Annotated in this window: 24 protein-coding genes; 9 read left to right on the top strand and 15 right to left on the bottom strand. The window is 67.2% G+C overall.

Annotated features, from left to right (window positions below; all coding sequences use genetic code 11):
* Position 1: 1 nt before the first annotated feature.
* Positions 2-430, bottom strand: a complete 429-nt coding sequence (locus AC5WJ1_RS06695; RefSeq protein ID WP_133096902.1) for a GNAT family N-acetyltransferase — start codon at positions 428-430, stop codon at positions 2-4.
* A gap of 209 nt (positions 431-639) precedes the next feature.
* Between AC5WJ1_RS06695 and AC5WJ1_RS06690 the strand changes: the two genes are divergently transcribed.
* From AC5WJ1_RS06690 to denD, 7 genes are all read left to right on the top strand, one after another.
* On the top strand, positions 640-1,395 hold the full coding sequence (locus AC5WJ1_RS06690; RefSeq protein WP_135705068.1) for a FadR/GntR family transcriptional regulator: 756 nt from the start codon (positions 640-642) through the stop codon (positions 1,393-1,395).
* 50 nt (positions 1,396-1,445) lie between these two features.
* Positions 1,446-2,339, top strand: a complete 894-nt coding sequence (gene ltnD, locus AC5WJ1_RS06685; RefSeq protein WP_133096900.1) for an L-threonate dehydrogenase — start codon at positions 1,446-1,448, stop codon at positions 2,337-2,339.
* Positions 2,340-2,351: 12 nt separating this feature from the next.
* A complete protein-coding gene (otnK, locus tag AC5WJ1_RS06680; protein WP_494476431.1) occupies positions 2,352-3,623 on the top strand; it encodes a 3-oxo-tetronate kinase in 1,272 nt (423 codons plus the stop codon).
* Positions 3,623-4,276, top strand: coding sequence for a 3-oxo-tetronate 4-phosphate decarboxylase (gene otnC / locus AC5WJ1_RS06675; protein ID WP_135706249.1), 654 nt, complete (start codon positions 3,623-3,625; stop codon positions 4,274-4,276). Before otnK ends, otnC begins: the two co-directional genes overlap by 1 nt.
* 149 nt (positions 4,277-4,425) lie before the next feature.
* Positions 4,426-5,790 (top strand): MFS transporter, encoded by a 1,365-nt coding sequence (locus AC5WJ1_RS06670; protein ID WP_135705067.1) that lies wholly within the window; start codon positions 4,426-4,428, stop codon positions 5,788-5,790.
* Between the two features lie 65 nt (positions 5,791-5,855).
* A complete protein-coding gene (otnI, locus tag AC5WJ1_RS06665) occupies positions 5,856-6,638 on the top strand; it encodes a 2-oxo-tetronate isomerase (protein WP_135705066.1) in 783 nt (260 codons plus the stop codon).
* Between the two features lie 27 nt (positions 6,639-6,665).
* Positions 6,666-7,640 carry a D-erythronate dehydrogenase gene (gene denD, locus AC5WJ1_RS06660; RefSeq protein WP_135705065.1) on the top strand — a complete coding sequence of 325 codons (975 nt, stop codon included), beginning with the start codon at positions 6,666-6,668 and terminating at the stop codon, positions 7,638-7,640.
* A gap of 115 nt (positions 7,641-7,755) precedes the next feature.
* On the opposite strand, the gene AC5WJ1_RS06655 is transcribed toward denD, so the two are convergent.
* The 3 genes from AC5WJ1_RS06655 to AC5WJ1_RS06645 form a co-directional block, all read right to left on the bottom strand.
* Entirely contained in the window at positions 7,756-8,193 is a 438-nt protein-coding gene (locus AC5WJ1_RS06655) for a YbgC/FadM family acyl-CoA thioesterase (protein ID WP_063241858.1), read from the bottom strand.
* 111 nt (positions 8,194-8,304) lie between these two features.
* Positions 8,305-9,288, bottom strand: a complete 984-nt coding sequence (locus tag AC5WJ1_RS06650; RefSeq protein WP_133096895.1) for a tripartite tricarboxylate transporter substrate binding protein — start codon at positions 9,286-9,288, stop codon at positions 8,305-8,307.
* A 62-nt stretch (positions 9,289-9,350) separates the two neighbouring features.
* Entirely contained in the window at positions 9,351-10,358 is a 1,008-nt protein-coding gene (locus AC5WJ1_RS06645) for an alpha/beta hydrolase (RefSeq protein WP_135705064.1), read from the bottom strand.
* A gap of 305 nt (positions 10,359-10,663) precedes the next feature.
* Here AC5WJ1_RS06645 and gbd point away from each other — a divergent pair, with 305 nt between their 5' ends.
* Together gbd and AC5WJ1_RS06635 are read left to right on the top strand one after the other, a co-directional pair.
* A complete protein-coding gene (gbd, locus tag AC5WJ1_RS06640; protein WP_135705063.1) occupies positions 10,664-11,812 on the top strand; it encodes a 4-hydroxybutyrate dehydrogenase in 1,149 nt (382 codons plus the stop codon).
* Between the two features lie 62 nt (positions 11,813-11,874).
* Positions 11,875-12,396 carry an O-acetyl-ADP-ribose deacetylase gene (locus AC5WJ1_RS06635; RefSeq protein ID WP_133096892.1) on the top strand — a complete coding sequence of 174 codons (522 nt, stop codon included), beginning with the start codon at positions 11,875-11,877 and terminating at the stop codon, positions 12,394-12,396.
* A gap of 63 nt (positions 12,397-12,459) precedes the next feature.
* On the opposite strand, the gene AC5WJ1_RS06630 is transcribed toward AC5WJ1_RS06635, so the two are convergent.
* The 11 genes from AC5WJ1_RS06630 to AC5WJ1_RS06580 all read right to left on the bottom strand — a co-directional run bounded on the left by AC5WJ1_RS06630 (position 12,460) and on the right by AC5WJ1_RS06580 (position 24,952).
* Positions 12,460-13,416: an alpha/beta fold hydrolase gene (locus AC5WJ1_RS06630; protein ID WP_135705062.1), complete on the bottom strand. Its 957-nt coding sequence runs from the start codon at positions 13,414-13,416 to the stop codon at positions 12,460-12,462.
* A 32-nt stretch (positions 13,417-13,448) separates the two neighbouring features.
* Positions 13,449-14,351, bottom strand: a complete 903-nt coding sequence (locus tag AC5WJ1_RS06625) for an SDR family oxidoreductase (RefSeq protein WP_133096890.1) — start codon at positions 14,349-14,351, stop codon at positions 13,449-13,451.
* 68 nt (positions 14,352-14,419) lie between these two features.
* Positions 14,420-15,355, bottom strand: coding sequence for a glutathione S-transferase family protein (locus tag AC5WJ1_RS06620; RefSeq protein WP_133096889.1), 936 nt, complete (start codon positions 15,353-15,355; stop codon positions 14,420-14,422).
* Positions 15,356-15,436: 81 nt separating this feature from the next.
* Positions 15,437-16,291, bottom strand: coding sequence for a class II aldolase/adducin family protein (locus AC5WJ1_RS06615; protein ID WP_135705061.1), 855 nt, complete (start codon positions 16,289-16,291; stop codon positions 15,437-15,439).
* Between the two features lie 103 nt (positions 16,292-16,394).
* On the bottom strand, positions 16,395-17,405 hold the full coding sequence (locus AC5WJ1_RS06610) for an NADP-dependent oxidoreductase (protein WP_116378597.1): 1,011 nt from the start codon (positions 17,403-17,405) through the stop codon (positions 16,395-16,397).
* Positions 17,406-17,493: 88 nt separating this feature from the next.
* Positions 17,494-17,931 (bottom strand): PaaI family thioesterase, encoded by a 438-nt coding sequence (locus AC5WJ1_RS06605; protein ID WP_133096886.1) that lies wholly within the window; start codon positions 17,929-17,931, stop codon positions 17,494-17,496.
* Between the two features lie 106 nt (positions 17,932-18,037).
* On the bottom strand, positions 18,038-18,820 hold the full coding sequence (locus AC5WJ1_RS06600) for an SDR family oxidoreductase (protein WP_133096885.1): 783 nt from the start codon (positions 18,818-18,820) through the stop codon (positions 18,038-18,040).
* A 41-nt stretch (positions 18,821-18,861) separates the two neighbouring features.
* Positions 18,862-20,724: an acyl-CoA dehydrogenase gene (locus AC5WJ1_RS06595; RefSeq protein ID WP_135705060.1), complete on the bottom strand. Its 1,863-nt coding sequence runs from the start codon at positions 20,722-20,724 to the stop codon at positions 18,862-18,864.
* Between the two features lie 247 nt (positions 20,725-20,971).
* Positions 20,972-22,150 carry an acetyl-CoA C-acyltransferase gene (locus AC5WJ1_RS06590; protein WP_135705059.1) on the bottom strand — a complete coding sequence of 393 codons (1,179 nt, stop codon included), beginning with the start codon at positions 22,148-22,150 and terminating at the stop codon, positions 20,972-20,974.
* Positions 22,151-22,195: 45 nt separating this feature from the next.
* The gene (pncA, locus tag AC5WJ1_RS06585; protein ID WP_133096881.1) at positions 22,196-22,840 is read right to left on the bottom strand and encodes a bifunctional nicotinamidase/pyrazinamidase; all 645 of its coding nucleotides are present in this window, start codon (positions 22,838-22,840) and stop codon (positions 22,196-22,198) included.
* 30 nt (positions 22,841-22,870) lie between these two features.
* The gene (locus AC5WJ1_RS06580; protein WP_133096880.1) at positions 22,871-24,952 is read right to left on the bottom strand and encodes a 3-hydroxyacyl-CoA dehydrogenase NAD-binding domain-containing protein; all 2,082 of its coding nucleotides are present in this window, start codon (positions 24,950-24,952) and stop codon (positions 22,871-22,873) included.
* Between the last annotated feature and the right edge of the window lie 265 nt (positions 24,953-25,217).

The raw sequence follows: 25,217 nt of genomic DNA, 5'->3' as shown, positions 1-25,217 counted from the left end.
CTCAGCCCGCCAGCCGCTTGCGCATCTCGATATGCGGGATGCCGGCCTCTTCGAACTCCTCCCCCGACTGGGCAAACCCCGCGCGCAGGTAAAACGGCGCGGCATGGGTCTGGGCATTGAGCACCAGTTCCGGGTAGCCGAGTTGCGCGGCCTTCTCCATCAGCGCCCGCAGCACCTGCGCGCCGACGCCGGTGCCGCGCGCCGCCTTCAGCACGGCCATGCGGCCGATATGGCCGTCGGGCAGCAGCCGGCCCGTGGCCACCGGGGTGCCATCCCCGGCCAGCGCCAGCGCGTGCCAGCTGGGCTCGTCCCATTCGTCCCATTCCAGTTCCACCGGCACGTTTTGCTCTTCGACAAACACGGTGTAGCGGATGGCGCGGGCACGTTCGCGCGCTTCGGACCAGGGGCAGATCAGGACGGTGACTGGCATGGCGGTTGGGTCTGGCGTGGGTAGCAATAGGTGTCCCGGCCTTCCAGGCTCGGGCGGGCGCCCATGATACGCCAGCCCGGGGCAGGCGGCGAAGCACCAAAGTGGAGCATTGGTAACTACCAACGCACCATCCTAGGGTTTTCCCGGGATCGCATCGTCCTAGCAAATTTGTATGATGACCTGATTACCGAATAACCCGGCGAATCCGCATGTTCCAGAAAGTCCCTGCCCGAGCGCTGACCGACAACGTCGCCGAACAGCTGCTGGACAAGATCCAGAGCGGCGCCTTTGCCCGCGGCGACAAGCTGCCCACCGAGGCGGTGCTGTCCGAAGAGTTCGGCGTCAGCCGCACCGTGGTGCGCGAGGCGATTTCCCGGCTGAAGTACGAAGGCGTCGTCGAATCGCGCCAGGGCAGCGGCGTGTTCGTGACGCTGCAGGCCGGCATCCGGCCGCTGCGCATCGACTACACCGACACCGGCACGCTGGAATCGGTGCTGCAGATCGTCGAGCTGCGCCGCGCGATCGAAGCCGAGGTGGCCGCGCAGGCCGCGCGCCGCCGCACCGACGCATCGATGGCCGCCATCGATGCCGCGCTGGCCCGCATCGACGAGGAAGTCGGGCAAGGCGGCGACGGCGTGGCCGCGGACGTGGCCTTCCATCGCGCCATCGCCGGCGCCACCGGCAACCCCTACTTCCTGAAGACACTGGAATTCCTCAGCCAGTACCTCGAAGCGGCCACCCGCGTGACCCGGACCAACGAGGCACGCCGCGCCGACTTCTCGCGCCAGGTGCGCGAGGAACACCAGGCCATCGTCGCGGCGATCCGCGCCGGCGACCCGCTGGCCGCGCGCAATGCCGCGCAGAACCACATGTACAACGCCGCCCGCCGGCTGGCCCAGCTGGGCGCCGACGAGAACGGCGCCGGTGACGATGAAGCCGCCGCCACGCGGGGCGCGTCGAACTGACGCCAGCCGCACCTTTCAAGCTTTCCCCGTATCAGATTCAGGAGTCCTCTATGTCCAGGAATATCGGCGTCATCGGCCTTGGTGCCATGGGCTTTGGTGTCGCGCAGTCGCTGCTGCGTGCCGGTTTCAAGGTGCACGCCTGCGACCTGCGTCCCGAAGTACTGCAGCGCTTTGCCGATGAAGGCGGCGTGCCGTGCGCGTCGCCCGCCGAGCTGGGCAGCCGCTGCGACGTGGTGCTGACGCTGGTCGTCAACGCGCAGCAGACCGAGGCCGTGCTGTTCGGCGCCAACGGCGCCGTGGCCGAGATGCAGCCGGGCAAGCTGGTGATCGCCAGCGCCACGGTGCCGCCGGGCTTTGCCGAGACGCTGGGACAGCGCCTCGCCGAAAAGGGCCTGCTGATGCTTGACGCGCCGGTCTCCGGCGGTGCCGCGCGCGCCGCCAGCGGCGAGATGACCATGATGACCTCGGGCCCCGCCGAAGCCTACGCGCTGGCAGAGGACGTGCTGGCCGCCATCGCCGGCAAGGTATACCGCCTGGGCGCCGCCCACGGCGCGGGCTCCAAGGTCAAGATCATCAACCAGTTGCTGGCCGGCGTGCATATCGCCGCCGCGGCCGAGGCGATGGCGCTTGGCATGCGCGAAGGCGTGGACCCGGACGCGCTCTATGACGTGATCACGCACAGCGCCGGCAATTCGTGGATGTTCGAGAACCGCGTGCCGCATATCCTGAAGGGCGACTACACGCCGCTGTCGGCGGTCGACATCTTCGTCAAGGACCTTGGCATGGTGCTCGACACCGCGCGCACCAGCAAATTCCCGCTGCCGCTGTCGGCCGCCGCGCACCAGATGTTCATGATGGCCTCCACCGCCGGCCACGGCGGCGAAGACGATTCGGCCGTGATCAAGATCTTCCCGGGCATCGAACTGCCGGGCACGGCCGAATAAGGAGCACCAACGATGACCGCGCTCCTTGGCTGTATCGCCGACGACTTTACCGGCGCCACCGACCTCGCCAACACGCTGGTGCGCAATGGCATGCGCACCGTGCAGACCATCGGCGTGCCTGAATCCGTGGCCGATACCGGCGCGGCCGATGCGCTGGTGGTCGCGCTGAAATCGCGCACCATCCCCGCCGCCGAGGCCGTGGCGCAGTCGCTGGCCGCGCTGGAATGGCTGCGCGCGCAGGGCTGCCGCCAGTTCGTGTTCAAGTACTGCTCGACCTTCGATTCGACCGATGCCGGCAATATCGGCCCGGTCGCCGAAGCGCTGCTGAACGCGCTGGACAGCGATTTCACCATCGCCTGCCCCGCCTTCCCCGAGAACGGCCGCACCATCTTCCGCGGCCACCTGTTCGTGGGCGATGCGCTGCTCAACGAATCGGGCATGGAGCACCACCCGCTGACGCCGATGACCGATGCCAGCCTGGTGCGCGTGCTGCAGCGCCAAAGCCAGAGCAAGGTCGGCCTGCTGCGCTATGACGCGGTCGCGCGCGGCGCGCAGGCCACGGCCGACCGCATCGCGTCGCTGCGCCACGACGGCGTGCGGCTGGCGGTCGCCGATGCGGTGTCTAACGCCGACCTGCTCACGCTGGGCGAAGCCTGCGCCGGCCTGCCGCTGATCACCGGCGGCTCCGGCATCGCGCTGGGCCTGCCCGGGAATTTCCGCCGCGCCGGCCTGCTGCCGCAGCGTGGCGATGCCGACGCGGTCCCGGCCGTCGACGGCCCGGGCGTGGTGCTGGCCGGCAGCGCCTCGCGCGCGACCAACGGGCAAGTGGCCCGCTGGCTGGAGCAAGGTCGCCCGGCGCTGCGCATCGACCCGCTCGCGCTGGCGCGCGGCGAAGCCGTGGCCGACGCCGCGCTGGACTTCGCCGCCTCGCACGACGAGCCGGTGCTGGTCTACGCCACTTCCAGCCCCGACGAGGTCAAGGCCGTGCAGGCCGAACTGGGCGTCGAGCGCGCCGGCCACCTGGTCGAGCAATGCCTGGCCACCGTCGCGGCCGGCCTGCTCGCACGCGGCACGCGCCGCTTTGTCGTCGCCGGCGGCGAGACCTCCGGCGCCGTGGTGCAGGCGCTGAACGTCCGCGCGCTGCGCATTGGCACGCAGATCGCACCCGGCGTGCCGGCCACGGTCACGCTCGGCGCCACGCCGCTGGCCCTGGCGCTCAAGTCGGGCAATTTCGGCGGCCCGGACTTCTTTGACGAAGCGCTGCGCCAGCTCGGAGGCCAATGATGAGCACCGAAAGCAAGCTGCGCGAAGAGATCTGCCGCATCGGCGCCAGCCTCTACCAGCGCGGCTATACCGTCGGCTCGGCCGGCAACATCAGCGCGCGGCTGGACGATGGCTGGCTGATCACCCCGACCGACGCCTGCCTGGGCATGATGGATCCGGCCGCGGTAGCCAAGGTCGCCGCCGACGGCACCTGGGTGTCGGGCGACAAGCCGTCCAAGACGCTCACGCTGCATCGCGCGATCTACGACAATAACCCCGGGGCGCACGCCGTGGTGCACACGCACTCGACGCACCTCGTGGCCCTGACGCTGGCCGGTGCCTGGCAACCGGACGACGTACTGCCGCCGCTCACGCCGTATTACGTGATGAAGGTCGGCCATATCCCGCTGATTCCCTATCACCGGCCCGGTGATCCCGCGGTCGCCGCGCGCGTGGCCACGCTGGCCGCGCAGGTGCGCGGCGTGCTGCTGGAGCGCCTCGGTCCGGTGGTGTGGGAGTCCAGCGTCTCGCGCGCCGCGTTCGCGCTGGAAGAACTGGAGGAGACCGCCAAGCTATGGATGATGATGAAAGACACGCCGGGCTTCGCCGCCCGCGCGGCGCTGCCTGACGGCGCACTGGCTGAATTGCGTGACGCCTTCCGGGCGCGCTGGTAGCACGGCCACCCGTTTTTCCGACTGACACGGCCATACGAATCTGACCGGCGCGGTTGCCTTGTGGCCACCGTGCGGGACACGCGCATGCCTGCAATTCGCGCGGCCGCCACCCATTACTAGACCAGACTGACTCTACCCGGAGACCACCAATGCCATCCAACCAACCGGCGGCCAGCGTGCCAGCCTTCGACAGCCTGGGCGGCAACGCCCGGCTCGACACCGACACCCAGATCGAGAAACGCGCCTACAACAAGGTGTTCTGGCGCATCATGCCGTTCCTGATGCTGTGCTACGTGGTCGCCTACCTCGACCGCGTCAACGTCGGCTTTGCCAAGCTGCAGATGGGCCAGGACCTGGCCTTTTCCGAGACCGTGTTCGGCTTGGGCGCCGGCCTGTTCTTCATCGGCTATTTCCTGTTCGAAGTGCCCAGCAACCTGCTGATGCACAAGATCGGCGCGCGCATCTGGATCGCGCGCATCATGATCACGTGGGGCATCATCTCGGCGCTGTTCCTGTTCGTGAAGACGCCGACACAGTTCTACGTGATGCGCTTCCTGCTCGGCCTGGCCGAGGCGGGCTTCTACCCCGGCGTGATCCTGTACCTGACCTACTGGTACCCGGCCAACCGCCGCGCCAAGATGATCGCGCTGTTCATGTCGGGCATCCCGGTCGCCGGCATGTTCGGCAACCCGCTGTCGGGCTGGATCATGGACGCCTTCAACGGCACGCATGGCATGAGCGGCTGGCAGTGGATGTTCCTGCTGGAAGCCCTGCCCGCGCTGGTCATCGGCGTGGTGACGATCTTCGTGCTGCGCGACGGCATCGACAAGGCACCGTGGCTCAGCGCCGATGAAAAGCGCGTGCTCAAGCGCAATGTCGAGGAAGACCAGAAGAAGGCCGGCGCCGCCGCCGGCCAGGCCCACGGCCATTCGCTGGGCGCCGTGTTCAGCGACCGCCGCGTGTGGTGGATGTGCCTGATCTACTTCTGCTTCGTCACCGGCCAGTATGCGCTGACGTTCTGGATGCCCACGCTGGTCAAGGCCAGCGGCGTCACCGGCAACCTGAAGATCGGCCTGCTGTCGGCGATCCCGTTCATCTGCGCCATCATCGTCATGAACATCCTCGGCCACAGCGCCGATGCGCGCCAGGAACGCCGCTGGCACCTGATCGTGCCGGCGCTGATGGGTGCGGTGGGCTTCGCCATTGCCGCCTCGTTCACCAACAATACGACCGTGTCCATCGCCGCGCTGTCGCTGGCCGCCGCCGGGGTGCTGACCTGCGCGCCGCTGTTCTGGTCGCTGCCCACCGCGTTCCTGTCCGGCATTGCCGCCGCCTCCGGCATCGCCGTGGTGAACTCGGTCGGCAACCTGGCCGGTTTCGTGTCGCCATACATGGTTGGCGCGCTGAAGGACCTGACGCACAGCACGCAGCTGCCGATGTACGTGCTGTCCGCGATCCTGGTGGTGGGCGCCGTGCTGGTGTGGCTGACGCCGGCTAAACTGGTCAACCGCTGAAATCCGGCCGGGCCGGTCGCGCTGGCCGCGACCGGCCCGGCTTCGTCCTACGCTCTGGAGTTCCCATGCCGCGCTTCGCCGCAAATCTCTCGATGATGTACAACGAGCACGCTTTCCTGGATCGCTTCGCCGCTGCGGCGGCGGACGGCTTCCAGGCGGTGGAGTACCTGTTCCCGTACGAGCACCCCGCCGCCGAGCTGCGCGCACGCCTCGACGCGAACGGCCTCACCCAGGCGCTGTTCAACGCCCCGCCGGGTGACTGGGCAGCGGGCGAGCGTGGACTGGCCTCGCTGCCGGGGCGCGAGGCGGAATTCCGCGACGCCGTCGGCCGCGCGCTGGAATACGCCGGCGTGATCGGCAATGACCGCGTGCACGTGATGGCGGGCCTGGTGCCGGCCGATGCCGACCGCGCGCGCTACCGCGCCACCTACCTGGAAAACGTCGCTTTTGCCGCGAAGGCGGCTGCCGCGCAGGGTGTGACCATCGTGCTGGAGCCGATCAACACGCGCGACATGCCGGGCTATTTCCTGAACCGCCAGGACGACGCGCAGGCGATCTGCAAGGAAGTCGGCGCGGCCAACCTGAAGGTGCAGTTCGACTGCTACCACTGCCAGATCGTCGAGGGCGATATCGCGATGAAGCTCAGGCGCGACATGGCCGGCATCGGCCATATCCAGATCGCCGGCGTGCCCGAGCGCCATGAGCCGGACCTGGGCGAGCTGAACTACCCGTACCTGTTCGACCTGATCGACTCGCTCGGCTACAAGGGCTGGATCGGTTGCGAATACCGTCCGCGTGCCGGCACGTCCGAAGGACTGGGCTGGCTCAAGCCCTACCTCGGCCGCTGATTACAGAACAACCACAGATCTCTTGCCATGAACGTACTGATTACCGGCGGCGCCGGCTTCCTCGGCCTGCAACTCGCCCGCCTGCTGCTGCAACGCGGCACCCTGAACCTGGACGGCCAGGCCGTCGCCTTCGACCGCCTGACGCTGCTCGACGTGGTCGCGCCGCAAGGTCTTGACGATGCGCGCGTGCGCGTGGTGACCGGCGACCTGTCCGACCCGGCGGTGCTGCGCCAGGCCATCGACCAGGACACCGGCGCGGTGTTCCACCTGGCGGCCGTGGTCAGCGGCCAGGCCGAGGCGGATTTCGAACTGGGCATGCGCGTCAACCTCGACGCCTCGCGCGCGCTGCTCGAAACCTGCCGCGAGCTGGGCCACAAGCCGCGCGTGCTGTTCACCAGCTCCGTCGCGGTCTATGGCGGCGAGCTGCCGGCGGTGGTGCAGGACGACACCGCACTGAACCCGCAATCGTCGTACGGCGTGCAAAAGGCGATCGGCGAACTGCTGCTGTCCGACTACAGCCGCCGCGGCTTCGTCGACGGCCGCGTGCTGCGCCTGCCGACCATCAGCGTGCGCCCGGGCAAGCCCAATGCGGCGGCCTCGTCGTTTGCCAGCGGCATCATCCGCGAGCCGCTGTCCGGCGTGGCAGCGAACTGCCCGGTGGCGCCGGAGACCAAACTGTGGCTGCTGTCGCCGCGCGCGGCGGTGGCCGCGCTGATCAATGGCATCGAACTGGCCGGCGAACGGCTGGGCAACCGCCGCGTGATCAACCTGCCGGGGCTGTCGGTGACGGCCGCGGGCATGGTCGATGCGCTGCGCCGCGTGGCCGGCGATGCGGTGGCGGATCGGGTGACCTGGGAACGCGAAGAGCGCGTCGAGAAGATCGTCGGCACCTGGCCGGCGGCATGGAATGCGGAACGGGCCTTGTCGCTGGGATTCGAGAGCGATGCCAGCTTTGATGCGGTGATCCGGGCTTATATGGAAGATGCGGGTGTGGGCAAGTAAAAATTTGCCGCCTTCGCTATGACGACGGCCTCCTCAGCTACTGAGAGCCTGTTCCCTCTCCCGCTAGCGGGAGAGGGGAGCAAACATGCGGGATTCAAGGCTCAGTGGCACGCCATCACCCCGCCGGCTTCACCACTTCATACCCCTCGATAATCTCCCGCACCACCCCCGGGATCGCCGCCGACTTCTGCGTCGCCGGATCCGCGCACACATAGACGATTTCACCGGTGATCAGGTGCTCGTCGCCCCGGTACATCTCCACCCGGAACAACATGCTGGATCGCCCCAGCCGCGCCATGCGCCCGCGCAGTTCCAGCTCGTCGTCAAAGCGCGCCGATGCGTGATACTCCAGCGTGGACTTGACCACAAAGATATCGACGCCATGCGCGTGCAATACGTCCTCGGGATAGCGGATCCCCAGCGCGCGCCAGTACTCCGTCACGCAGATATCGCAATAGGTCAGGTAATGCGCATTGAAGACGATCGATTGCGGATCGACTTCGGACCAGCGCACGCGCAGCGGGATGGTGTGGCGGAACTCCTCTTTGGCCATTGACGTGGTCTCCCTGTTTGTTTGTCGGAGCAATGCAAAGCATCAGGCCGCCGCCCCGCCGGCACGGGTCCGGCAGGCGCGGCGGCCTGGTTGAACGCAACTGGTGCTGGCTTACTGCGGCTTGGCCAGGCCCAGCTTCTCGATGATCGCCTTTTCCTTCTTGACGGTTTCGGCGGCGAACTGCGCGTACTGCTGGCTGTTCATGTAGAACGGCTCCATGTCGAACTTGGCCAGCGATTCGCGGTAGTTGGGCATTTCCATCGCCTTCTTGAAGGCGTCATGCAGCTTCTGCACGATTTTCGGATCCGTGCCCTTGGGCGCGACCAGGCCGAACGGCGAGGTCTGCACGATGCCCATGCCCAGTTCCTTCAGCGTCGGCACGTTGGGGAAGCGCGCCGAGCGCTTCTCGCCCCAGGTCGACAGCAGGCGCAGCTTGCCCTGCTCCACGTACGGAGCCCACGCCGGCGTGTCGGCCACCGACATCACATGGCCGCCCAGCAGCGCCTGCATCGATTCCGCATTGCCCTTGTATGGGATATGCGAGAACTGCACGCCCTGCTTCAGCGCCAGTTCTTCCATGGTCAGGTGCAGCGTGGTCATGCTGCCAGGCGACCCATAGGTGAGCTTGCCCGGATTGGCCTTGGCGTAGGCGACGTAATCCTGCATGGTCTTGATCGGCGAATCGGCCGGCACCACCAGGCCGAACGAATAGCCGGCCAGGTTGATGATGTAGCTCAGGTCCTTGACCGGGTCCCAGTTGATCTTGGTGGTGTACGGCAGGCGGTAGACCGGCATGGCGACCTGCGCCAGCGTGTAGCCGTCGGGCGCGGTGGTCTGCATCAGCTGCGCGGGCAGCACGCCGCCAGCGCCGGGCTTGTTCTCGACGATCACCGGCTGGCCCAGGATCTTGGAGGCGTTGTCAGCCAGGACGCGGAACGGGATGTCGGTGGAGCCGCCGGCGGTATAGCCGATCACCAGGCGGATCGGGCGCTGCGGGAACTTGTCGGCCTGTGCCTGGGCAGGCATGGCGGACAGGCCGATGGCTGCGGTAGCGGCGGCGAGGCCCGCGCGGGCGATAAATTGGCGGCGTTGCATTTGACTAGGTCTCCTTGTGCTGCAAGTCACTGCTGAAAAATGTCGGTGCTGCTTTTTTTTGTTCAGGGCTGGGCGAAGGCGGTCCGCAGCGCGGCGACGGCATCGGCATGCGCCTGCGCCACCGCCGGCACGAACCGGCCCAGCTTGAAGAAATCATGGATCATGCCGGGGTAGTTCGCCAGCGTGGCCGGCACGCCGGCGGCGCGCAGCTTGGCCGCGTAGGCGACGCCTTCGTCATGCAGCGGGTCGTAGCCCGCCACGGCGACCCAGGCGGGGCACACGTTGCGCACGTCGGCACCGTTGCCGCCACCGTCCAGCGGGGCGAAGCGCCAGTCGTCGCGGCTGGCTTCCTGGTCCAGGTACTGCGCGAAGAACCAGCGGATCATTTCAGCGGTCAGCAGGTACCCCTCGGCCAGTGCACGGTGCGACGGCGTGTCCTGGCGCGCGCAGGTGCCGGGGTACAACAGCATCTGCAGCACGGGCGCGAACCCGGCGTTGCGCGCCTCTACCGCGCTGGCCGCGGCCAGCGTGCCGCCGGCGCTGTCGCCGCCCAGCGCGATGCGGGCGGGGTCGGCGCCCAGCCGCCCGGCCTCGGCAAAGATCCAGTGCAGCGCGTCGAACGCGTCGTTGACCGCGGCTGGAAAGCGCCATTCTGGCCCGAGGCGGTAATCCACCGACAGCACCATGCAATCGGCCTCGCCGCACAGCAGCCGGCACAGCGCATCATGCGAATTGACGCTGCCGACCGTAAAGCCGCCGCCGTGGTAGTACACCAGCAGTGGCAGCGGCTCGGCCCAGCTGGCCTCGCGCGGCGTGTACAGCCGCGCCGGGATGGCATGGCCGTCACGCGCGGGCACGTGCAGGTCTTCGGTTGCGTGCACGGCGGGCGGGCTGATGTCGAGGATCGGCGCGCTCTTCTCGTAGGCGATCTTGGCGTCCTCCGGGTCCAGTGCGTTGATCGGCGGCCGCTTGGCGCGGGCGATCAGTTCCAGCAGCTGTGCCACCTGCGGGTCGAGCTGCGCCGACGGCAAGCCGGGCATTTGGTTGACGGAGGATGGTACGGCGGACATGAGAAATCAGTTAAATCCGAGCTTCCGCTGCGACGGCCAGCGTGTCGTGCACGCCGCCCGGGTGGAAGTTCGAATAGTGAACGATCGTTCGATTTTAGTATGATGCCAGATGTTTCTGAAACGAGGCAGTACGAGATAACCCCGAAAGCTCTCGCCAGCCCCTGCCACGCGGCCACTTTTTGCGCGATGATCGGCTGACGCGCGGCGCGGGTCACAACAACTCATTGAAACCGAAGGCAGCGCGCCTGGCCAGTGCCTTACCCTGACCCCGGTTCGCGGCAGATCCCTGCAGGAGGCAAGCAAATATGGCGTTTATCTACTATCTGACCCACATCCACCTGGATTTCGGCGCGGTAAGCCTGCTCAAGTCGGAATGCGAGCGCATCGGCATCCGCCGCCCGCTGCTGGTCACCGACAAGGGCGTGGTTGCGGCCGGCGTGGCGCAGCGCGCCATCGACGCCATGCAGGGCCTGCCGGTCGCGGTATTTGATGAAACCCCGTCGAACCCGACCGAGGCGATGGTGCGCAAGGCAGCCGCGCAATACCGCGAAGCCAACTGCGACGGGCTGGTGGCGGTGGGCGGCGGATCGTCGATCGACCTGGCCAAGGGCATCGCCATCCTCGCCACGCACCCGGGCGAGCTGACCACCTATGCCACCATCGAAGGCGGCAGCGCCAGGATCACCGATCAGGCCGCGCCGCTGATCGCCGTGCCGACCACCTCGGGCACCGGCAGCGAAGTGGCGCGCGGCGCCATCATCATTCTCGACGACGGGCGCAAGCTGGGCTTCCACTCGTGGCACCTGCTGCCCAAGTCGGCCATCTGCGATCCGGAGCTGACGCTGGGCCTGCCGGCCGGGTTGACCGCGGCCACCGGCATGGACGCGATCGCGCACTGCATCGAGACCTACCTCGCCCCCGCCTTCAACCCGCCCGCCGACGGTATCGCGCTCGACGGGCTGGAGCGCGGCTGGACCCATATCGAGCGCGCCACCCGCGACGGCCAGGACCGCGATGCGCGGCTGAACATGATGAGCGCATCGATGCAGGGCGCGATGGCCTTCCAGAAAGGGCTGGGCTGCGTGCATTCGCTATCGCACCCGCTGGGCGGCCTGAAGATCGACGGCCGCACCGGCCTGCATCACGGCACGCTTAACGCGGTGGTGATGCCGGCGGTGCTGCGCTTCAACGCCGACGCGCCCACGGTGGTGCGCGACAACCGCTACGCGCGCCTGCGCCGCGCCATGCATCTGCCCGACGGCGCCGATCTCGCGCAGGCCGTGCACGACATGACCGCACGCCTTGGCCTGCCCACCGGACTGCGCCAGATGGGCGTCACCGAGGACATGTTCGACAAGGTGATTGCCGGCGCGCTGGCCGACCATTGCCACAAGACCAACCCGAAAGAAGCCAGCGCGGCGGATTATCGGCGTATGCTTGAGCAATCCATGTAGTGCATAGCAGCAAGGTGGCCCGCCGGCACCGCGGCGGGCGCGCTCTCAAACCAGGAGACGACATGACCGGCGAGCACCTGCAGGTAGTCCATGGCGACATCACCCGGATGGAAGTCGATGCCATCGTCAACGCGGCCAACAGCGGGCTGCTGGGCGGCGGCGGCGTCGACGGCGCCATCCACGGGGCCGGCGGCCCCGCCATCATGGAGGCCTGCCGCGCGATCCGCGACGCGCAGGGCGGCTGCCCCACCGGCGAGGCGGTCATCACCACGGGCGGGCGCCTGCCCGCGCCGTACGTGATCCACGCGGTCGGCCCGGTCTGGCATGGCGGCGGCCAGGGCGAGGACGAACAGCTCGCCGACGCCTACCGCAACAGCATCCGCGTGGCCACGCAGCACCACCTGCGCACGCTCGCCTTCCCCAACATCAGCACCGGCATCTACGGCTTTCCGCGCGAGCGCGCGGCGGATATCGCCATCGCCGCGGTGCGCGAAGCGCTGGCGGCAGCGCCCGAGATCGAGCAGGTGACCTTCGTCTGCTTCGACGACGAGAACTACCGCCTGTACCGCGAGCGCCTGACCTGACGCTGGCCGCCGGGCCTGCGTCAGAACCTGTAGCGCAGGCCTTCCGGATGCCGCAGGGCGCAGCTAAACCGCAGGCAATGCGCTGCGGATCAGCAGGTTGACGTGCTCCGGCTGCTCGTGCACGACCCAGTGGGTGCCGTCCGGGATGCGCTCCAGGCGCAGGTCCGTGACAAAGTCCTCCAGGCCATTGAGCAGGGATTTCGGCAAGGCGCGGTCGCGTTCGCCCCAGATCACCAGCGTCGGCACGCGGATGACGAACCTGGCCGGATCGAGCTTTGACAGATCCGGCCCCGCGTCGCCGTCGGCCGGCGGCCGCATCGGCGACGCGCGGTAGAAATTGACGCCGCCGGTCAGCGGATGCACGCCCCCTTCACCCTCTCCACCCTCTTCGCCAGGCTGCGACCACGCGGCGTGGTAGCGCTCGCGTGTCTGCGGCGTGTACCACGCGGCCGGCTTGCCGTCGGCATCGGCAAGCATGCGGTCCAGCAGCGCAAAGTCGTTGGCGGCCAGTGCCTTCTCCGAACCCGACTTGCGCAGCCAGTTCATGTAGGCGGAGGCGGCCTGCTGCTCCGGATCGGTGGCCAGCGCGCGCGCGAACAGGTACGGGTGCGGCGAGTTGATGATGACGAGCTGGCGCACGAGCTGCGGGAACTGGATCGCCAGGTTCCAGCAGATCGCGCCGCCCCAGTCGTGCGCGACAACGATGGCCTGGTCATAGCCCAGCGCACCGATGAACTGCACCAGGTCTTCGACGATATGGCGCGGCCGATAGGACTCTACGTCGCCCGGCTTGCTCGACAGGTTGAAGCCGCGCAAGTCCGGCGCGACGGCGAAATGCGTGTGCCCGAACTCGGCCAGCTGGGCTTCCCACTCGTACCAGAACTCGGGGAATCCGTGCACGAACAGCATCAGTGGTTTGCCGCGCTCGCCTGCGCTGGCGTAGTGCAGCCGGGTGCCGTTGGGCAGGCTGGCGTACTGCAGGTGCCGGATGACGGCGGGGGCGGCCATGGTGGTCTCCATGTGCGTGGTTCCTCGTTGGTGGCGTTGGCGCGTCAGCCGCGCAGCGCGGCCACGAGGCCCGCACGGACTTCGGGCTTGTCGGCAAAGGGATCGCCGGGGTTGCGCGGCCCGACGATGTCCTCGAAGCGCTGGCGCACCGGCGCCAGTGCCTGCGGATGCGAATAAATATAGAAGCTATCGGCGCGGATGGCATCGAAGGTTTTCTGCGCCACCTCGGCCGCGGTCACCTTGCCCGAGCCGACGGCCTTGTCCGACAGCGCCTGCGACACCAGCTGCGAACGCGTGGGCGGCGCCTGGTTGGCCAGCTCCGCCGGCCGGTTGCGCTGCGACTGGTTGATGCCGGTCGGCACGAAATACGGGCACAGTACCGAGCAGCGCACCTGCTCGCTGACCAGGCCGAGGTCCTGGTACAGCGTTTCCGACAGCGACACCACGGCGTGCTTGGACACGTTGTACACGCCCATCGCCGGCGGGTTGAGCAAGCCCGCCATCGACGCGGTGTTGACGATATGGCCCTGGTACGACGGGTCCTTCTCCGCGGCGGCCAGCATCAGCGGGGTGAAGATGCGCACGCCGTGGATCACGCCGTAGAGATTGACGCCCAGCACCCACTCCCAGTCCTGCAGCGAGTTTTCCCAGACCAGTCCGCCGGCGCCCACGCCGGCATTGTTGAACAGCAGGTTGACCTGCCCGAACGCCTCCATCGCCGCGTCGGCCAGCGCCTGCACCTGCTCGGCGCGCGACACGTCGGTGCGCAGCCCGATCACCGGGACGTTGCGCGCCTTGAATTCGGCCACGGTCGCGTCCAGCGCGTCTTCCTGCACGTCGGCCAGCACCAGCTTCATGCCGAGATCGGCGCCGATGCGGGCGAATTCCTTGCCAAACCCCGAAGCACCACCGGTGATGACGGCTACCTTGTTGGAAAAATCCTTCATGTCGTCTGTCCTGTCGCGTGAAATCAATAGGAGAAGGGCCGCGCGCAGCGGCGCAGCGCAGCACCGGTTCAGGCGGCGCGCTGTACCTGGTAGCCCTGCCGCGGGAAGTGCACGTTGAGCGCGCCCGCGCGCGGGTCCTGCCGGCGCAGCGTGACGCGGTGCGGGCCCAGTGCCAGCAGCACGCCGGCCACGGGGTCGCGCGCGTAGTCGGTGGGCGTGACCGTGACCGGGTCGCCCGGCTGCAGGCCTTCGCCCTCGCGCACGCCTTCGTCGAGCGCCACCGGATCTGCGCTACGCGCCATGCCGATGGCCTGCTCGCCATCGATCACGCGCGGACGCCCGTGGCCGAAGGTATTCATGCGCGCATACCAGGCCTGCAGCCTGGGATAGGCCTCCAGCATCTGGGCCAGAGCGCCGGCGCGGCGGATAAACCAGAGGTTGTGGTACAGCGAGAAGTCCGCCACGGACAGCAATGGCCCGGCCACATACTCAACGCCCGCGGCGAACTGCGTTTCGACCCTGCCAAAGGTCTCGTGCAACTGCGCGGTGGCCTCGGGCAGCGGCATGCGCAGCGCGTTGGTGTCGCCGCGCATGGCCTTGCGGTCGGCGACAAACGCCTGGATCTGCGCGGGCGACAGATGGCCCAGCATGCTGGCGACGCCGGCCGGCTGGAACACGTAGGTCGCGGCAGCGGTGAACAGCGCACTGTCGAACCACGCCGCCATCATGCGTGCCGCCGCGGCCTGCGTGGGCGGATACAGCGGCGTGGCCGGGGCCAGCTGGTCGATGACTTCGCAGATCAGTGCCGTGTCGCAATAAATGTCGGCGCCGACCTGCATCACCGGCGTGCGACGGTAGCCGCCGGTCAGCGCCAGCAGGTCGGGCTTGGGCAGGATGGCCGGGATTTCCACCGCCTGCCACGCCAGGCCCTTGGCGCCCAGCAGCAGCCGTACCTTTTCCGAGAACGGCGAGGTTGCGTACTGGTGAAGGATGATGTCTGCCATGCGTGCCACCTCACGGTTGTTGATCGACTGCAGGGATGGCCGCCATGCGGCGGCCGCATTGCAATGCCTTCCGCAGGCCGCTCAGTCCAGCAGGTCGGGCTGTTCCTTGACGATGCGCGCGTACAGCGGCTGGAACTGGAACCAGCCCGCCTGCGCCGTGCCGACGATCGAATACGCCTGCCGTGCGGCAGCGTCGGCAATCACCTTCAGCGGCGCCTGCGTGCGCGCCGCGGCCGCTTCGGCCAGCAGCTGCACCTGGCAGGAGCGTTCCATGGTGATGAACCACCACGCCGCTTCGTCCACGGTCTTGCCGACCGTCAGCAGGCCGTGGTTCTGCAGGATCGCCGCCTTGTTCTGGCCGAGCGCGTTGGCGATGCGCTGGCCTTCGTCCAGCTCGACCACCACGCCGCCAAAGTCGTCATAGACCGCGTGGTCGTTGTAGAACGCGCACACGTCCTGCGTCAGCGCATCGAGCGGGCGGCCGAGCGTCGACCAGGCGCGGCCATAGGTGCTGTGCGAGTGCGCGGCGGCGACCGCGTCGGGGCGGGTCTGGTGCACGCGCGAATGGATCGCAAAAGCCGCGGCATTGACCGGGTAATCGCCCTCCACCACGTCGCCATGGTGGTCGCAGCGGATCAGGTTGGACACCTTGACCTGGCTGAAATGCACGCCGAAGGGATTGACCCAGAAGGTGTCGGGAAACTCGGGATCGCGCGCGGTGATATGGCCGGCCACGCCCTCATCGAAGCCGAATTTCGAGAACAGCCGGAAGGCGGCGGCCAGGCGCTGCTTGCGGTGCAGGCGCTCCTCGCCCACGGTGGCGAACTGCGGCGGCCGCGGCAGGTTGCGGTAGCGGGCCTTGACCTCTTCAGGCAGGCCGGCGCCGATATCGTCGCTAGTGTCTTGCTGGACTTGCGGAACTTGCGGGGCATTCATGGGTGTCTCCTCCTCTTTCTTGCCTGCGCTGTCTTGCCTGCACTGTCTTGCCTGCGTTCGCTGCGCGGCACGCCCGTGGGGACGCGGCGTGCCGGTGCTGCATTCAGACCAGCTTGACCAGCTGCTTGCCGAAGTTCTTGCCCTTGAGCAGCCCCATGAAGGCTTCCGGCGCGCTGGCCAGGCCTTCGGCAATGCTCTCGCGGAACTTCAGCTTGCCCTGCGCGACCGCGGTGCCCAGCTCCTTCAGCGCCTGCGGCCAGACTTCCATGTGCTCGGATACGATAAAGCCCTCGATGGTCAGGCGCGAGACCAGGATCAGCTGCGGGTTCTTCAGCGGCAGCGGCTGACCGTCATAGCCGGCGATCATGCCGCACATGGCGATGCGGCCGAAGGCGTTCATGCGCGACAGCACTGCGTCGAAGATCTCGCCGCCGACGTTCTCGAAATAGCCGTCGATACCGTCTGGCGTGGCTTCCTTGAGCATGGTGTAGAGCTCTTTCGGGTCTTTTGCCGCCTTGTAGTCGATACAGGCGTCGAAGCCCAGCTCATTGACCACGTAGTCGCACTTGTCCTTGCCGCCGGCAAAGCCCACCGCGCGGCAGCCCGCCAGCTTGGCCAGCTGGCCCACCACGCTGCCGACCGCGCCCGACGCGGCGCTGACCGCGATGGTCTTGCCCGCCTTGGGCTGGATGATCTTGTTCAGGCCATACCACGCGGTCACGCCCGGCATGCCGACCGAACCAAGGTAGGCCGACAGCGGGATATGCGTGGTATCGACCGGCTGCAGGCCGGTGCCGTCGCTGACGCCCATTTCCTGCCAGCCGAACATGCCGACCACCTTGTCGCCCGGCTTGAACTTGCTGTTTTTGCTTTCCACCACTTCGCCGACGGTGCCACCGATCATCACTTCATTAAGCGGCTGCGGCGCGGCATACGACTTGCTGTCGTTCATGCGGCCGCGCATGTACGGGTCGAGCGACAGGTAGTGGTTGCGCACCAGCACCTGGCCGTCGGCGATCTGCGGCACGGGCACCTCTTCCAGCCGGAAATTGGCCGGCGTCACCGCGCCCTCGGGACGCGAGGCCAGGACGATGCGCTTGAATGTGTTGGACATGGTCGGGTTCCTTCCAATGGGAGATGGAAACTGCATGGAAACTGCTAATGCGGGGCACGAACCGCCCCACATGTCCTGGCGCCGGCGCTCAGCCGTCGGCGCCGGTATCGGTTTCGCCCGGGCGCTGCGGCGGCATGCGCCGGATGTACTTGAACGTGCCCGAGCCGCGCGCCACGGTCTTGCCGTCGGCATCGACAATCTCCGCCTCGCAGAACACCATGGTGGTGGTGCGGTGCACGGTGGTGCCGCGCGCGGTCAGCTGGCCGCGGCCCGGCGCCATGAAGCTGCTCTTCATCTCGATGGTCACCACGCCACGGCCATCGGCATCGCTGCTGCGGCCGGCCACCGCCATGGCCACGTCGAGCAGCGTCATGATCACGCCGCCGTGGGCCATGTCCCAGCTGTTCTGGTGGCGTTTTTCAACCGGCAGCGAGATCTCGCTGCGCCCGCTCTCTGCAACGCTACAGGTCACGCCGAGGTCGGCAAGGAAGGGGATATGGCTCAGGGAGCCGGTGTACTGGTTCATGGCAATGCGAGTCGAAGTGGGGGCTGGAGAGGCGCCGGCGGCAGCTTGCCCGCCGGCGCCGATCCCGCATTATTGCCGCAAACGCCGGCAGTCGTTCAGACCGCGCTCAAACCGCGCTGACGCCGCCGTCGACCGCCAGGATCTGCCCGGTGATGTGCTTGCCGGCATCGCTGGCGAACAGCAGCGCCGCGCCCTTGAGGTCTTCGTCGTCGCCCAGGCGGTGCAGCGGCACGCCGGCACACATCGCTTCGACGCCCATGCGCTCCAGCGAGCCCTTGGTCATCTTGGACGGGAAGAAGCCCGGCGCCAGCGCGTTGACAGTGATGTTGTGCTCGCCCCACTCGCCCGCGAGCGTGCGGGTGAAGTTGACCACCGCTCCCTTGGACGTGTTGTAGGCGATGGTCTCCATCGATCCCGGCGGATTGCCGGCCAGGCCCGCGATCGACGCCACGTTGATGATGCGGCCGTAGCGGCGCGGAATCATCGACAGCTTGCCGATGCGCTGGCTCAGCAGGAACAGGCCGCGGATATTCAGGTTCATCACCTTGTCCCAGGCCTCCACCGGATGGTCTTCCGCCGGGGCGCCCCAGGTGGCGCCGGCGTTGTTGACCAGGATGTCGACGTGGCCAAGCCTGGCGATGGCTTCGTCGGCCAGGCGGGCAATCTCGGACTCCTGCGAGCCATCGGCGGCGATCCAGTCGGCCTCGATGCCGAGGCCCTTCAGGTGTTCCTGCGCCGCGCGCAGCTCGTCGGCCTTGCGTGCCGACAGCACGATACGCGCGCCCTGCTCGCCCAGTGCCTCGGCGATCTGCAGGCCAAGGCCGCGCGAGCCGCCGGTGATCAGCGCGGTCTTGCCCTTCAGGTCAAACAGTTGCTGGATGGTGCGCATGTGTCTCTTCCTCGGTTGTCTTTGAATGATGTAGTCAGCGGTCAGAACCAGGCGTCCTGCATGTCCAGCGTGGTTCGGTCGAGCGATGCCAGCAAATCGAGCTGAGGGCCGACCCTGGGCAGCTCGAAGCGGAAGAAGTACGCCGCCGCGGCCAGCTTGCCGCGATAGAAGTCCTGGTCTTCCTTGCCGCCCGCCTGCGCCAGCGCGGCCTGTGCCAGCAGTGCCTGCTCCAGCCAGATCCACGCGACCACCACGTGGCCGAAGGCTTCGAGGTAGACCGAGGCGTTGGCCAGCGTCACATTGGAGTCGCCGGCGCTCCACAGCGTCTGCGTCACTTCGGCCAGGCGCCGGGTTGCGGCGCCGAGCGCGCGCGCCTGCCGCGCCAGCTCGGCATCGTCCGCGGCGAGCGCGCGGCCGATGGTGGCCTGCACGCGCTCGCCCAGCAGCTTGAACGCGGCGCCATCCTTCATCACCACCTTGCGGCCCAGCAGGTCCAGGCCCTGGATGCCATGCGTGCCCTCGTGGATCGGGTTCAGGCGGTTGTCGCGGTAGAACTGCTCGACGTTGTATTCGCGGGTGTAGCCATAGCCGCCATGCACCTGGATCGCAAGGTTGTTGGCCTCCAGGCACCATTGCGATGGCCAGCTCTTGGCGATCGGGGTCAGGATGTCGAGCAGCAGCGCCAGGCGCGCATGCGCTTCCTGGTCGCCCGCGGCGGCCGCGGCTTCTTCCTCGTCCACCAGCCGCGCGCAATACAGGTTCAGCGCCAGGCCGCCCTCGACATAGCTCTTCTGCGCCAGCAGCATGCGGCGGATATCGGCGTGCTCGACCAGCTTCACCTGCGGGCTGGCGGCATCCTTGCCGCCGGGGCCGACGGGGCGGCCTTGCGGACGGTTGCGCGCATAGTCCAGCGCGTGCAGGTAGCCGGTATAGCCCAGCATCACCGCGCCCAGGCCCACGCCGATGCGCGCCTCATTCATCATGTGGAACATGCAGGCCAGGCCCTTGTGCGGCTCGCCCACCAGATAGCCGATGGCACCGGCCTTGCCGCCCGGCTTGTACTTCATGCCTTCGCCGAAATTCAGCAGGCAGTTGGTGGTGCCGCGATAGCCCATCTTGTGGTTCAGGCCGGCCAGCACCACGTCGTTGTGCTCGCCCAGCGAGCCGTCTTGGTTGACCAGGTACTTGGGCACGATGAACAGCGAGATGCCCTTCACGCCCGGGATCAGCTTGCCGTCCCGGCCGGGGATCTTGGCCAGCACCAGGTGGACGATGTTGTCCGACAGCTCGTGCTCGCCCGCGGAAATCCACATCTTGTTGCCGCGCAGGCGGTATTGCGCGCCCAGCGGCGATTCGCCCTCATACTCGGCGCGCGTCGTGATATCCGACAGCGACGAGCCGGCCTGCGGCTCCGACAGGCACATGGTGCCGAAGAAGCGCCCTTCCATCTCCGGCTTGACGAAGGTCTCGACCTGCGCCGGCGTGCCGTGCGTCAGCAGCAGGTTGGCGTTGCCGATGGTCAGGAACGGGTAGGAGCTGGTACCGACGTTGGCGCCCTTGAAGTAGGCGAAGCCGGCCTTTTCCACTACCACCGGCAGCTGCATGCCGCCCAGTTCGTAGTCCTGCCCGGCGGCCATCAGGCCGGCCTCGCAGAAGGCCTTCAGCGCGGTGCCGACCTCGGGAATGATGGTGACGGTCTCGCCGTCGAATTCGGGTTCCTGCTGGTCGTTCTTCTTGTTGTGCGGCGCGAACAGGTCGGTGGCGATCTTCTCGCAGGTGTCCAGCGCGGCGTCGAAGGTCTCGCGCGAGTGGTCGGCGTAGCGCGGGATGCGGGTCAGCTCGTCGACCTTGAGCCATTCATACAGAATGAAGTTCAGGTCGCGACGGGAAAGGATCATCGACATGGTGTCTCCATGCGGCGCACTGCTTGGTGCGCCGTGAATTCTTGTTGCCTTCTTGTGCGAACCGCCCCCGCATTGAATCGCACCGCATGTGTGCTCCCTCTCCCGCTTGCGGGAGAGGGTTGGGGTGAGGGCCGGCGGGACGACGAAGTAGAGGCCGGTGGTATGCCACCGCCTGCCCTCACCCCCTGCCCCTCTCCCGCAAGCGGGAGAGGGGAGCAAACCGGCAGCGTGCCGGTTTTGTCGGCAGTTACAGGACTTCGAACAGACCAGCAGCACCCTGCCCGCCGCCGATGCACATGGTCACCACCACATACTTCACCCCACGGCGCTTGCCTTCGATCAGCGCATGGCCGACCAGGCGCGCACCCGACACGCCGTACGGGTGGCCCACCGCGATGGCGCCGCCGTTGACGTTGAGGCGATCCATCGGGATGCCGAGCTTGTCGGCGCAGTACAGTACCTGCACCGCGAAGGCTTCGTTCAGCTCCCACAGGCCGATGTCCTCGACCTTCAGGCCAGCCTTCTTCAGCAGCTTGGGCACCGCAAACACGGGGCCGATGCCCATCTCGTCCGGCTCGCAACCGGCCACGGCAAAGCCGCGGAACACGCCCAGCGGCTGCAGGCCCTTGGCCTCGGCCACGCGCGCGTTCATCACCACGGCCGCCGAGGCACCGTCCGAGAACTGCGAGGCATTGCCGGCGGTGATCACGCCACCCGGCACCGCGCTGCGGATCTTGGCCACGCCTTCCAGCGTGGTGTCGGCGCGGATGCCTTCGTCGCGGTCGATGGTCACTTCCTTCGTCACCAGCTGTCCGGTGGACTTGTCGGCGACGCCGGCGAGCACCGTCATCGGCACGATCTCGTCCTTGAACTTGCCGGCTTCCTGCGCGGCGGCGGCGCGTTGCTGGCTGCGCACGCCATATTCGTCCTGGCGCTCCTTCGAGATGCTGTAGCGCTTGGCCACGTTCTCGGCGGTCTGCAGCATGTTCCAGTAGATTTCCGGCTTGTTCTTCACCAGCCAGCTTTCCTGGATCATGTGGCGGTTCATTTCCTGCTGCACGCAGGAGATGCTTTCCACGCCGCCGGCGACGAAGATGTCGCCTTCATTGGCGATCACGCGCTGCGCGGCCATGGCGATGGTCTGCAGGCCCGACGAGCAGAAGCGGTTGACGGTGGCGCCGGGGACGGTGACCGGGCAGCCGGCGCGCAGTGCGATCTGGCGCGCGATGTTGGCGCCGGTGGCACCTTCCGGGTTGGCGCAGCCCATCAGCACGTCTTCCACTTCGGCGGCGTCGATCTTGGCGCGGGCGATCGCATGCTGGACCGCATGGCCGCCCAGGGTGGCGCCGTGGGTCATATTGAAGCCGCCCTTCCAGCTCTTGGCCAGGCCGGTCCGTGCGGTAGATACGATGACTGCTTCGTTCATGTGTTGCTCCTCGGAATCTTGTGTCGTTCAGTTCGGTGGTTTGGTTCAGCCCTGGCCCTTGAGCACATCCGCGGACATCACGCGCGCGACGCCGGCGGCGCCGAGGTCCTGCCATGCTTTCGCCAGCGACCCTTGCAGGTCGATGGCCCGGCACGCATCCTCGATCACCGCGGCCTCGAAGCCGGCGGCGCGCGCATCGAGCGCGCTCCATGCCACGCAGTAGTCCGTCGCCAGCCCGGCGCAGAACACGCGCTTCACGCCATGCTCGCGCAGGTAGCCGGCCAGCCCGGTACGCGTGGTGCGGTCCGCCTCAAGGAAAGCGGAGTAGCTGTCCACGTCGGCATGGTGGCCCTTGCGGATCACCAGCCGCGCGTGCGGCACGTGCAGGCCCGCATGCAGCGCGGCGCCGGGCGTGTCCTGCACGCAGTGCACCGGCCACAGCACCTGCTCGCCATACGGCAGCGTGAGCATCTGGAACGGCTGCGTGCCGGCATGGTTGGCCGCAAACGAGACGTGCGCGGCCGGATGCCAGTCCTGCGTCACCACCACATGCCCGAACGCGCGCGCCAGCCGATTGATGACGGGCACCACCTCATCGCCGTTGGGCACGGCAAGCGCGCCGCCCGGCATGAAGTCGTTCTGCACGTCGATCACCAGCAGGCAATCGTCCGGTCCGATGGTGGTGTTCATGGCCGCTCCTTGCTGAACCCTCTTGGCAAATTAACCGTTGAAACCCTTGCCTTCGTCCGCCAGCTTCTGCAGCAGCGGCGCGACCTGCCAGGCTTCGCCGTGGTAGCCCTTGGCGTAGCGCTTCATTGCCAGCGCCACGTTGTACAGGCCGACCTGGTCCGCATACAGCATCGGGCCGCCGCGGAACAGCGGGAAGCCGTAGCCGGTCAGGTACACCATGTCGATATCCGAGGCCTTGGAAGCAATACCCTCTTCCAGGATCTTGGCGCCTTCGTTGACCAGCGCGAACACCAGGCGCTCGACGATCTCTTCGTCCGAGATCTTGCGGCGCGTCAGCCCCAAGTCCTTGGAGTGCTGCACGATCATGTCGTTGACCTGCTGGTTCGGGTACGGCTTGCGGTCGCCCGCCTTGTAGTCGTACCAGCCCGCGCCGGTCTTCTGGCCGTAACGGCCCATCTCGCACAGCAGGTCGGCGGTCTTCGAGTACTGGATCTCGGGCTTGTCGACGGCGCGGCGCTTGCGGATGGCCCAGCCGATGTCGTTGCCGGCCAGGTCGCCCATGCGGAACGGGCCCATGGCGAAACCGAACTTCTCGATGGCCTTGTCGACCTGCTCGGGCAGCGCGCCCTCGTCCAACAGGTAGCCGGCCTGGCGGCTGTACTGCTCGATCATGCGGTTGCCGATAAAGCCGTCGCACACGCCCGACACCACCGCGGTCTTCTTGATCTTCTTGCCGATCTGCATAACCGTGGCCAGCACGTCCTTGCCGGTCTTCTCGCCGCGCACCACTTCCAGCAGCTTCATCACGTTGGCCGGGCTGAAGAAGTGCATGCCGACCACGTCCTGCGGACGCTTGGTGAACGAGGCGATCTTGTTCACGTCCAGCGTGGAGGTGTTCGAAGCCAGGATCGCGCCCTGCTTCATCACTTCGTCCAGCTTCTTGAAGACGATTTCCTTGACGCCCATTTCCTCGAACACGGCCTCGATGACCATGTCGGCGTCCTTGATGTCGTCATAGGACAGCGTGGTGCTCAGCAGGCCCATGCGCTGCTCTACCTTCTCCTGCGTGAGCTTGCCCTTCTTGGCGCTGTTTTCGTAGTTCTTGCGGATGATGCCGACGCCGCGGTCCAGCGCTTCCTGCTTGGTTTCCAGGATCGTGACCGGGATGCCGGCGTTGAGGAAGTTCATGCTGATGCCGCCGCCCATGGTGCCGGCGCCGATCACGGCAACCTTCTCGATCTTGCGCACGGGGGTGCCTTCGGGCACGTCGGGGATCTTGCTGGCGGCACGCTCGCCAAAGAAGGCGTGGCGCAGCGCGCGCGATTCCGGCGTGGTCACCAGGAACAGGAAGCCCTCGCGCTCTTCCTTCAGGCCTTGCTCGAACGGCTTGAGCGAGCCGGCCACCGCTTCCAGGCACTTCAGCGGCGCCGGGAAATTCTTGGCCATCGCGGCCACGGTGTTGCGGGCGAAGCCGAGATAGCCTTCGGGGTTCTCGTGGCGCACCTTCAGGTCGCGCACCTTCGGATGCGGGCCGCTGGCGGCGCCGACGTTCTGCGCGAACTTGACCGCCGCGGGCAGCACGTCACCCTCGACGATTTCATCGAACAGCTTGGTGCCGGCGAACTTCTCGGACAGCACCGGGGTGCCCGACACGATCATGTTGGCGGCGGCCTCCAGGCCGATCACGCGCGGCAGGCGCTGGGTGCCGCCGGCGCCGGGCAGCAGGCCCAGCTTCACTTCCGGCAGCGCGATCTGCGCGCCCTTGGACGCCACGCGGTAGTTACAGCCCAGCGCCAGTTCCAGCCCGCCACCCATGGCGACCGAGTGCACGGCCGCGACCACGGGCTTGGACGACGCTTCCAGTACGCGGATCACCGAGTGCAGCGTCGGCTCCTGCATGGCCTTGGGGGTATTGAATTCACGGATGTCGGCGCCGCCCGAGAATGCCTTGCCGGCGCCGGTAATGACGATGGCCTTGACGGCGGCATCGTCCAGCGCACGGGTCATGCCTTCGACGATGCCAAGACGGGTGCTGTGACCCAGGCCGTTGACAGGGGGATTGTCGAGCGTGATGACGGCTACACCGTCCTGAACCTGATACTGCGCTGTCATGCTGGTTCCTTTTACAAAAGTTTGTCTCGGGATTCGAATTCTCGAATTATTGTTTTGCTGCTGGGTGCAGGGGTGATTGGCACAGGGTTAACCCGCCGCGGTTACCGCTTGCCACAAGCCTTCCGGGGCTTGGGCGAAACAAGCATACACAAAATAGCACGGTCGTTCAATTTCAATTTCACGGGTTTTTGTGGGGCATGCGTGGGGCGAATTTCGGCCTGTAGCGTGGTGCATGGAGGCGGGAGCTTGGGCGTGCGGGAGACCG

Source organism: Cupriavidus sp. MEYA8, from assembly GCF_059278825.1.
Note: the sequence above shows the minus strand (reverse complement) of the source record. Positions and strands in the feature narration are given on the sequence as shown.

Excerpts from the sequence above, each read along its gene's own strand:
- AC5WJ1_RS06650 (WP_133096895.1), bottom strand. The coding sequence starts at position 9,288 with ATGCAACGCCGCCAATTTATCGCCCGCGCGGGCCTCGCCGCCGCTACC.
- AC5WJ1_RS06600 (WP_133096885.1), bottom strand. The coding sequence starts at position 18,820 with ATGCGCACCATCCAGCAACTGTTTGACCTGAAGGGCAAGACCGCGCTG.
- gbd (WP_135705063.1), top strand. The coding sequence starts at position 10,664 with ATGGCGTTTATCTACTATCTGACCCACATCCACCTGGATTTCGGCGCG.
- denD (WP_135705065.1), top strand. The coding sequence starts at position 6,666 with ATGAACGTACTGATTACCGGCGGCGCCGGCTTCCTCGGCCTGCAACTC.
- AC5WJ1_RS06670 (WP_135705067.1), top strand. The coding sequence starts at position 4,426 with ATGCCATCCAACCAACCGGCGGCCAGCGTGCCAGCCTTCGACAGCCTG.
- AC5WJ1_RS06590 (WP_135705059.1), bottom strand. The coding sequence starts at position 22,150 with ATGAACGAAGCAGTCATCGTATCTACCGCACGGACCGGCCTGGCCAAG.
- AC5WJ1_RS06630 (WP_135705062.1), bottom strand. The coding sequence starts at position 13,416 with ATGGAGACCACCATGGCCGCCCCCGCCGTCATCCGGCACCTGCAGTAC.
- otnI (WP_135705066.1), top strand. The coding sequence starts at position 5,856 with ATGCCGCGCTTCGCCGCAAATCTCTCGATGATGTACAACGAGCACGCT.
- AC5WJ1_RS06695 (WP_133096902.1), bottom strand. The coding sequence starts at position 430 with ATGCCAGTCACCGTCCTGATCTGCCCCTGGTCCGAAGCGCGCGAACGT.
- AC5WJ1_RS06625 (WP_133096890.1), bottom strand. The coding sequence starts at position 14,351 with ATGAAGGATTTTTCCAACAAGGTAGCCGTCATCACCGGTGGTGCTTCG.
- AC5WJ1_RS06610 (WP_116378597.1), bottom strand. The coding sequence starts at position 17,405 with ATGTCCAACACATTCAAGCGCATCGTCCTGGCCTCGCGTCCCGAGGGC.
- AC5WJ1_RS06645 (WP_135705064.1), bottom strand. The coding sequence starts at position 10,358 with ATGTCCGCCGTACCATCCTCCGTCAACCAAATGCCCGGCTTGCCGTCG.
- otnK (WP_494476431.1), top strand. The coding sequence starts at position 2,352 with ATGACCGCGCTCCTTGGCTGTATCGCCGACGACTTTACCGGCGCCACC.
- AC5WJ1_RS06690 (WP_135705068.1), top strand. The coding sequence starts at position 640 with ATGTTCCAGAAAGTCCCTGCCCGAGCGCTGACCGACAACGTCGCCGAA.
- AC5WJ1_RS06615 (WP_135705061.1), bottom strand. The coding sequence starts at position 16,291 with ATGAATGCCCCGCAAGTTCCGCAAGTCCAGCAAGACACTAGCGACGAT.
- AC5WJ1_RS06605 (WP_133096886.1), bottom strand. The coding sequence starts at position 17,931 with ATGAACCAGTACACCGGCTCCCTGAGCCATATCCCCTTCCTTGCCGAC.
- otnC (WP_135706249.1), top strand. The coding sequence starts at position 3,623 with ATGAGCACCGAAAGCAAGCTGCGCGAAGAGATCTGCCGCATCGGCGCC.
- AC5WJ1_RS06595 (WP_135705060.1), bottom strand. The coding sequence starts at position 20,724 with ATGTCGATGATCCTTTCCCGTCGCGACCTGAACTTCATTCTGTATGAA.
- AC5WJ1_RS06635 (WP_133096892.1), top strand. The coding sequence starts at position 11,875 with ATGACCGGCGAGCACCTGCAGGTAGTCCATGGCGACATCACCCGGATG.
- AC5WJ1_RS06580 (WP_133096880.1), bottom strand. The coding sequence starts at position 24,952 with ATGACAGCGCAGTATCAGGTTCAGGACGGTGTAGCCGTCATCACGCTC.
- ltnD (WP_133096900.1), top strand. The coding sequence starts at position 1,446 with ATGTCCAGGAATATCGGCGTCATCGGCCTTGGTGCCATGGGCTTTGGT.
- AC5WJ1_RS06620 (WP_133096889.1), bottom strand. The coding sequence starts at position 15,355 with ATGGCAGACATCATCCTTCACCAGTACGCAACCTCGCCGTTCTCGGAA.
- pncA (WP_133096881.1), bottom strand. The coding sequence starts at position 22,840 with ATGAACACCACCATCGGACCGGACGATTGCCTGCTGGTGATCGACGTG.
- AC5WJ1_RS06655 (WP_063241858.1), bottom strand. The coding sequence starts at position 8,193 with ATGGCCAAAGAGGAGTTCCGCCACACCATCCCGCTGCGCGTGCGCTGG.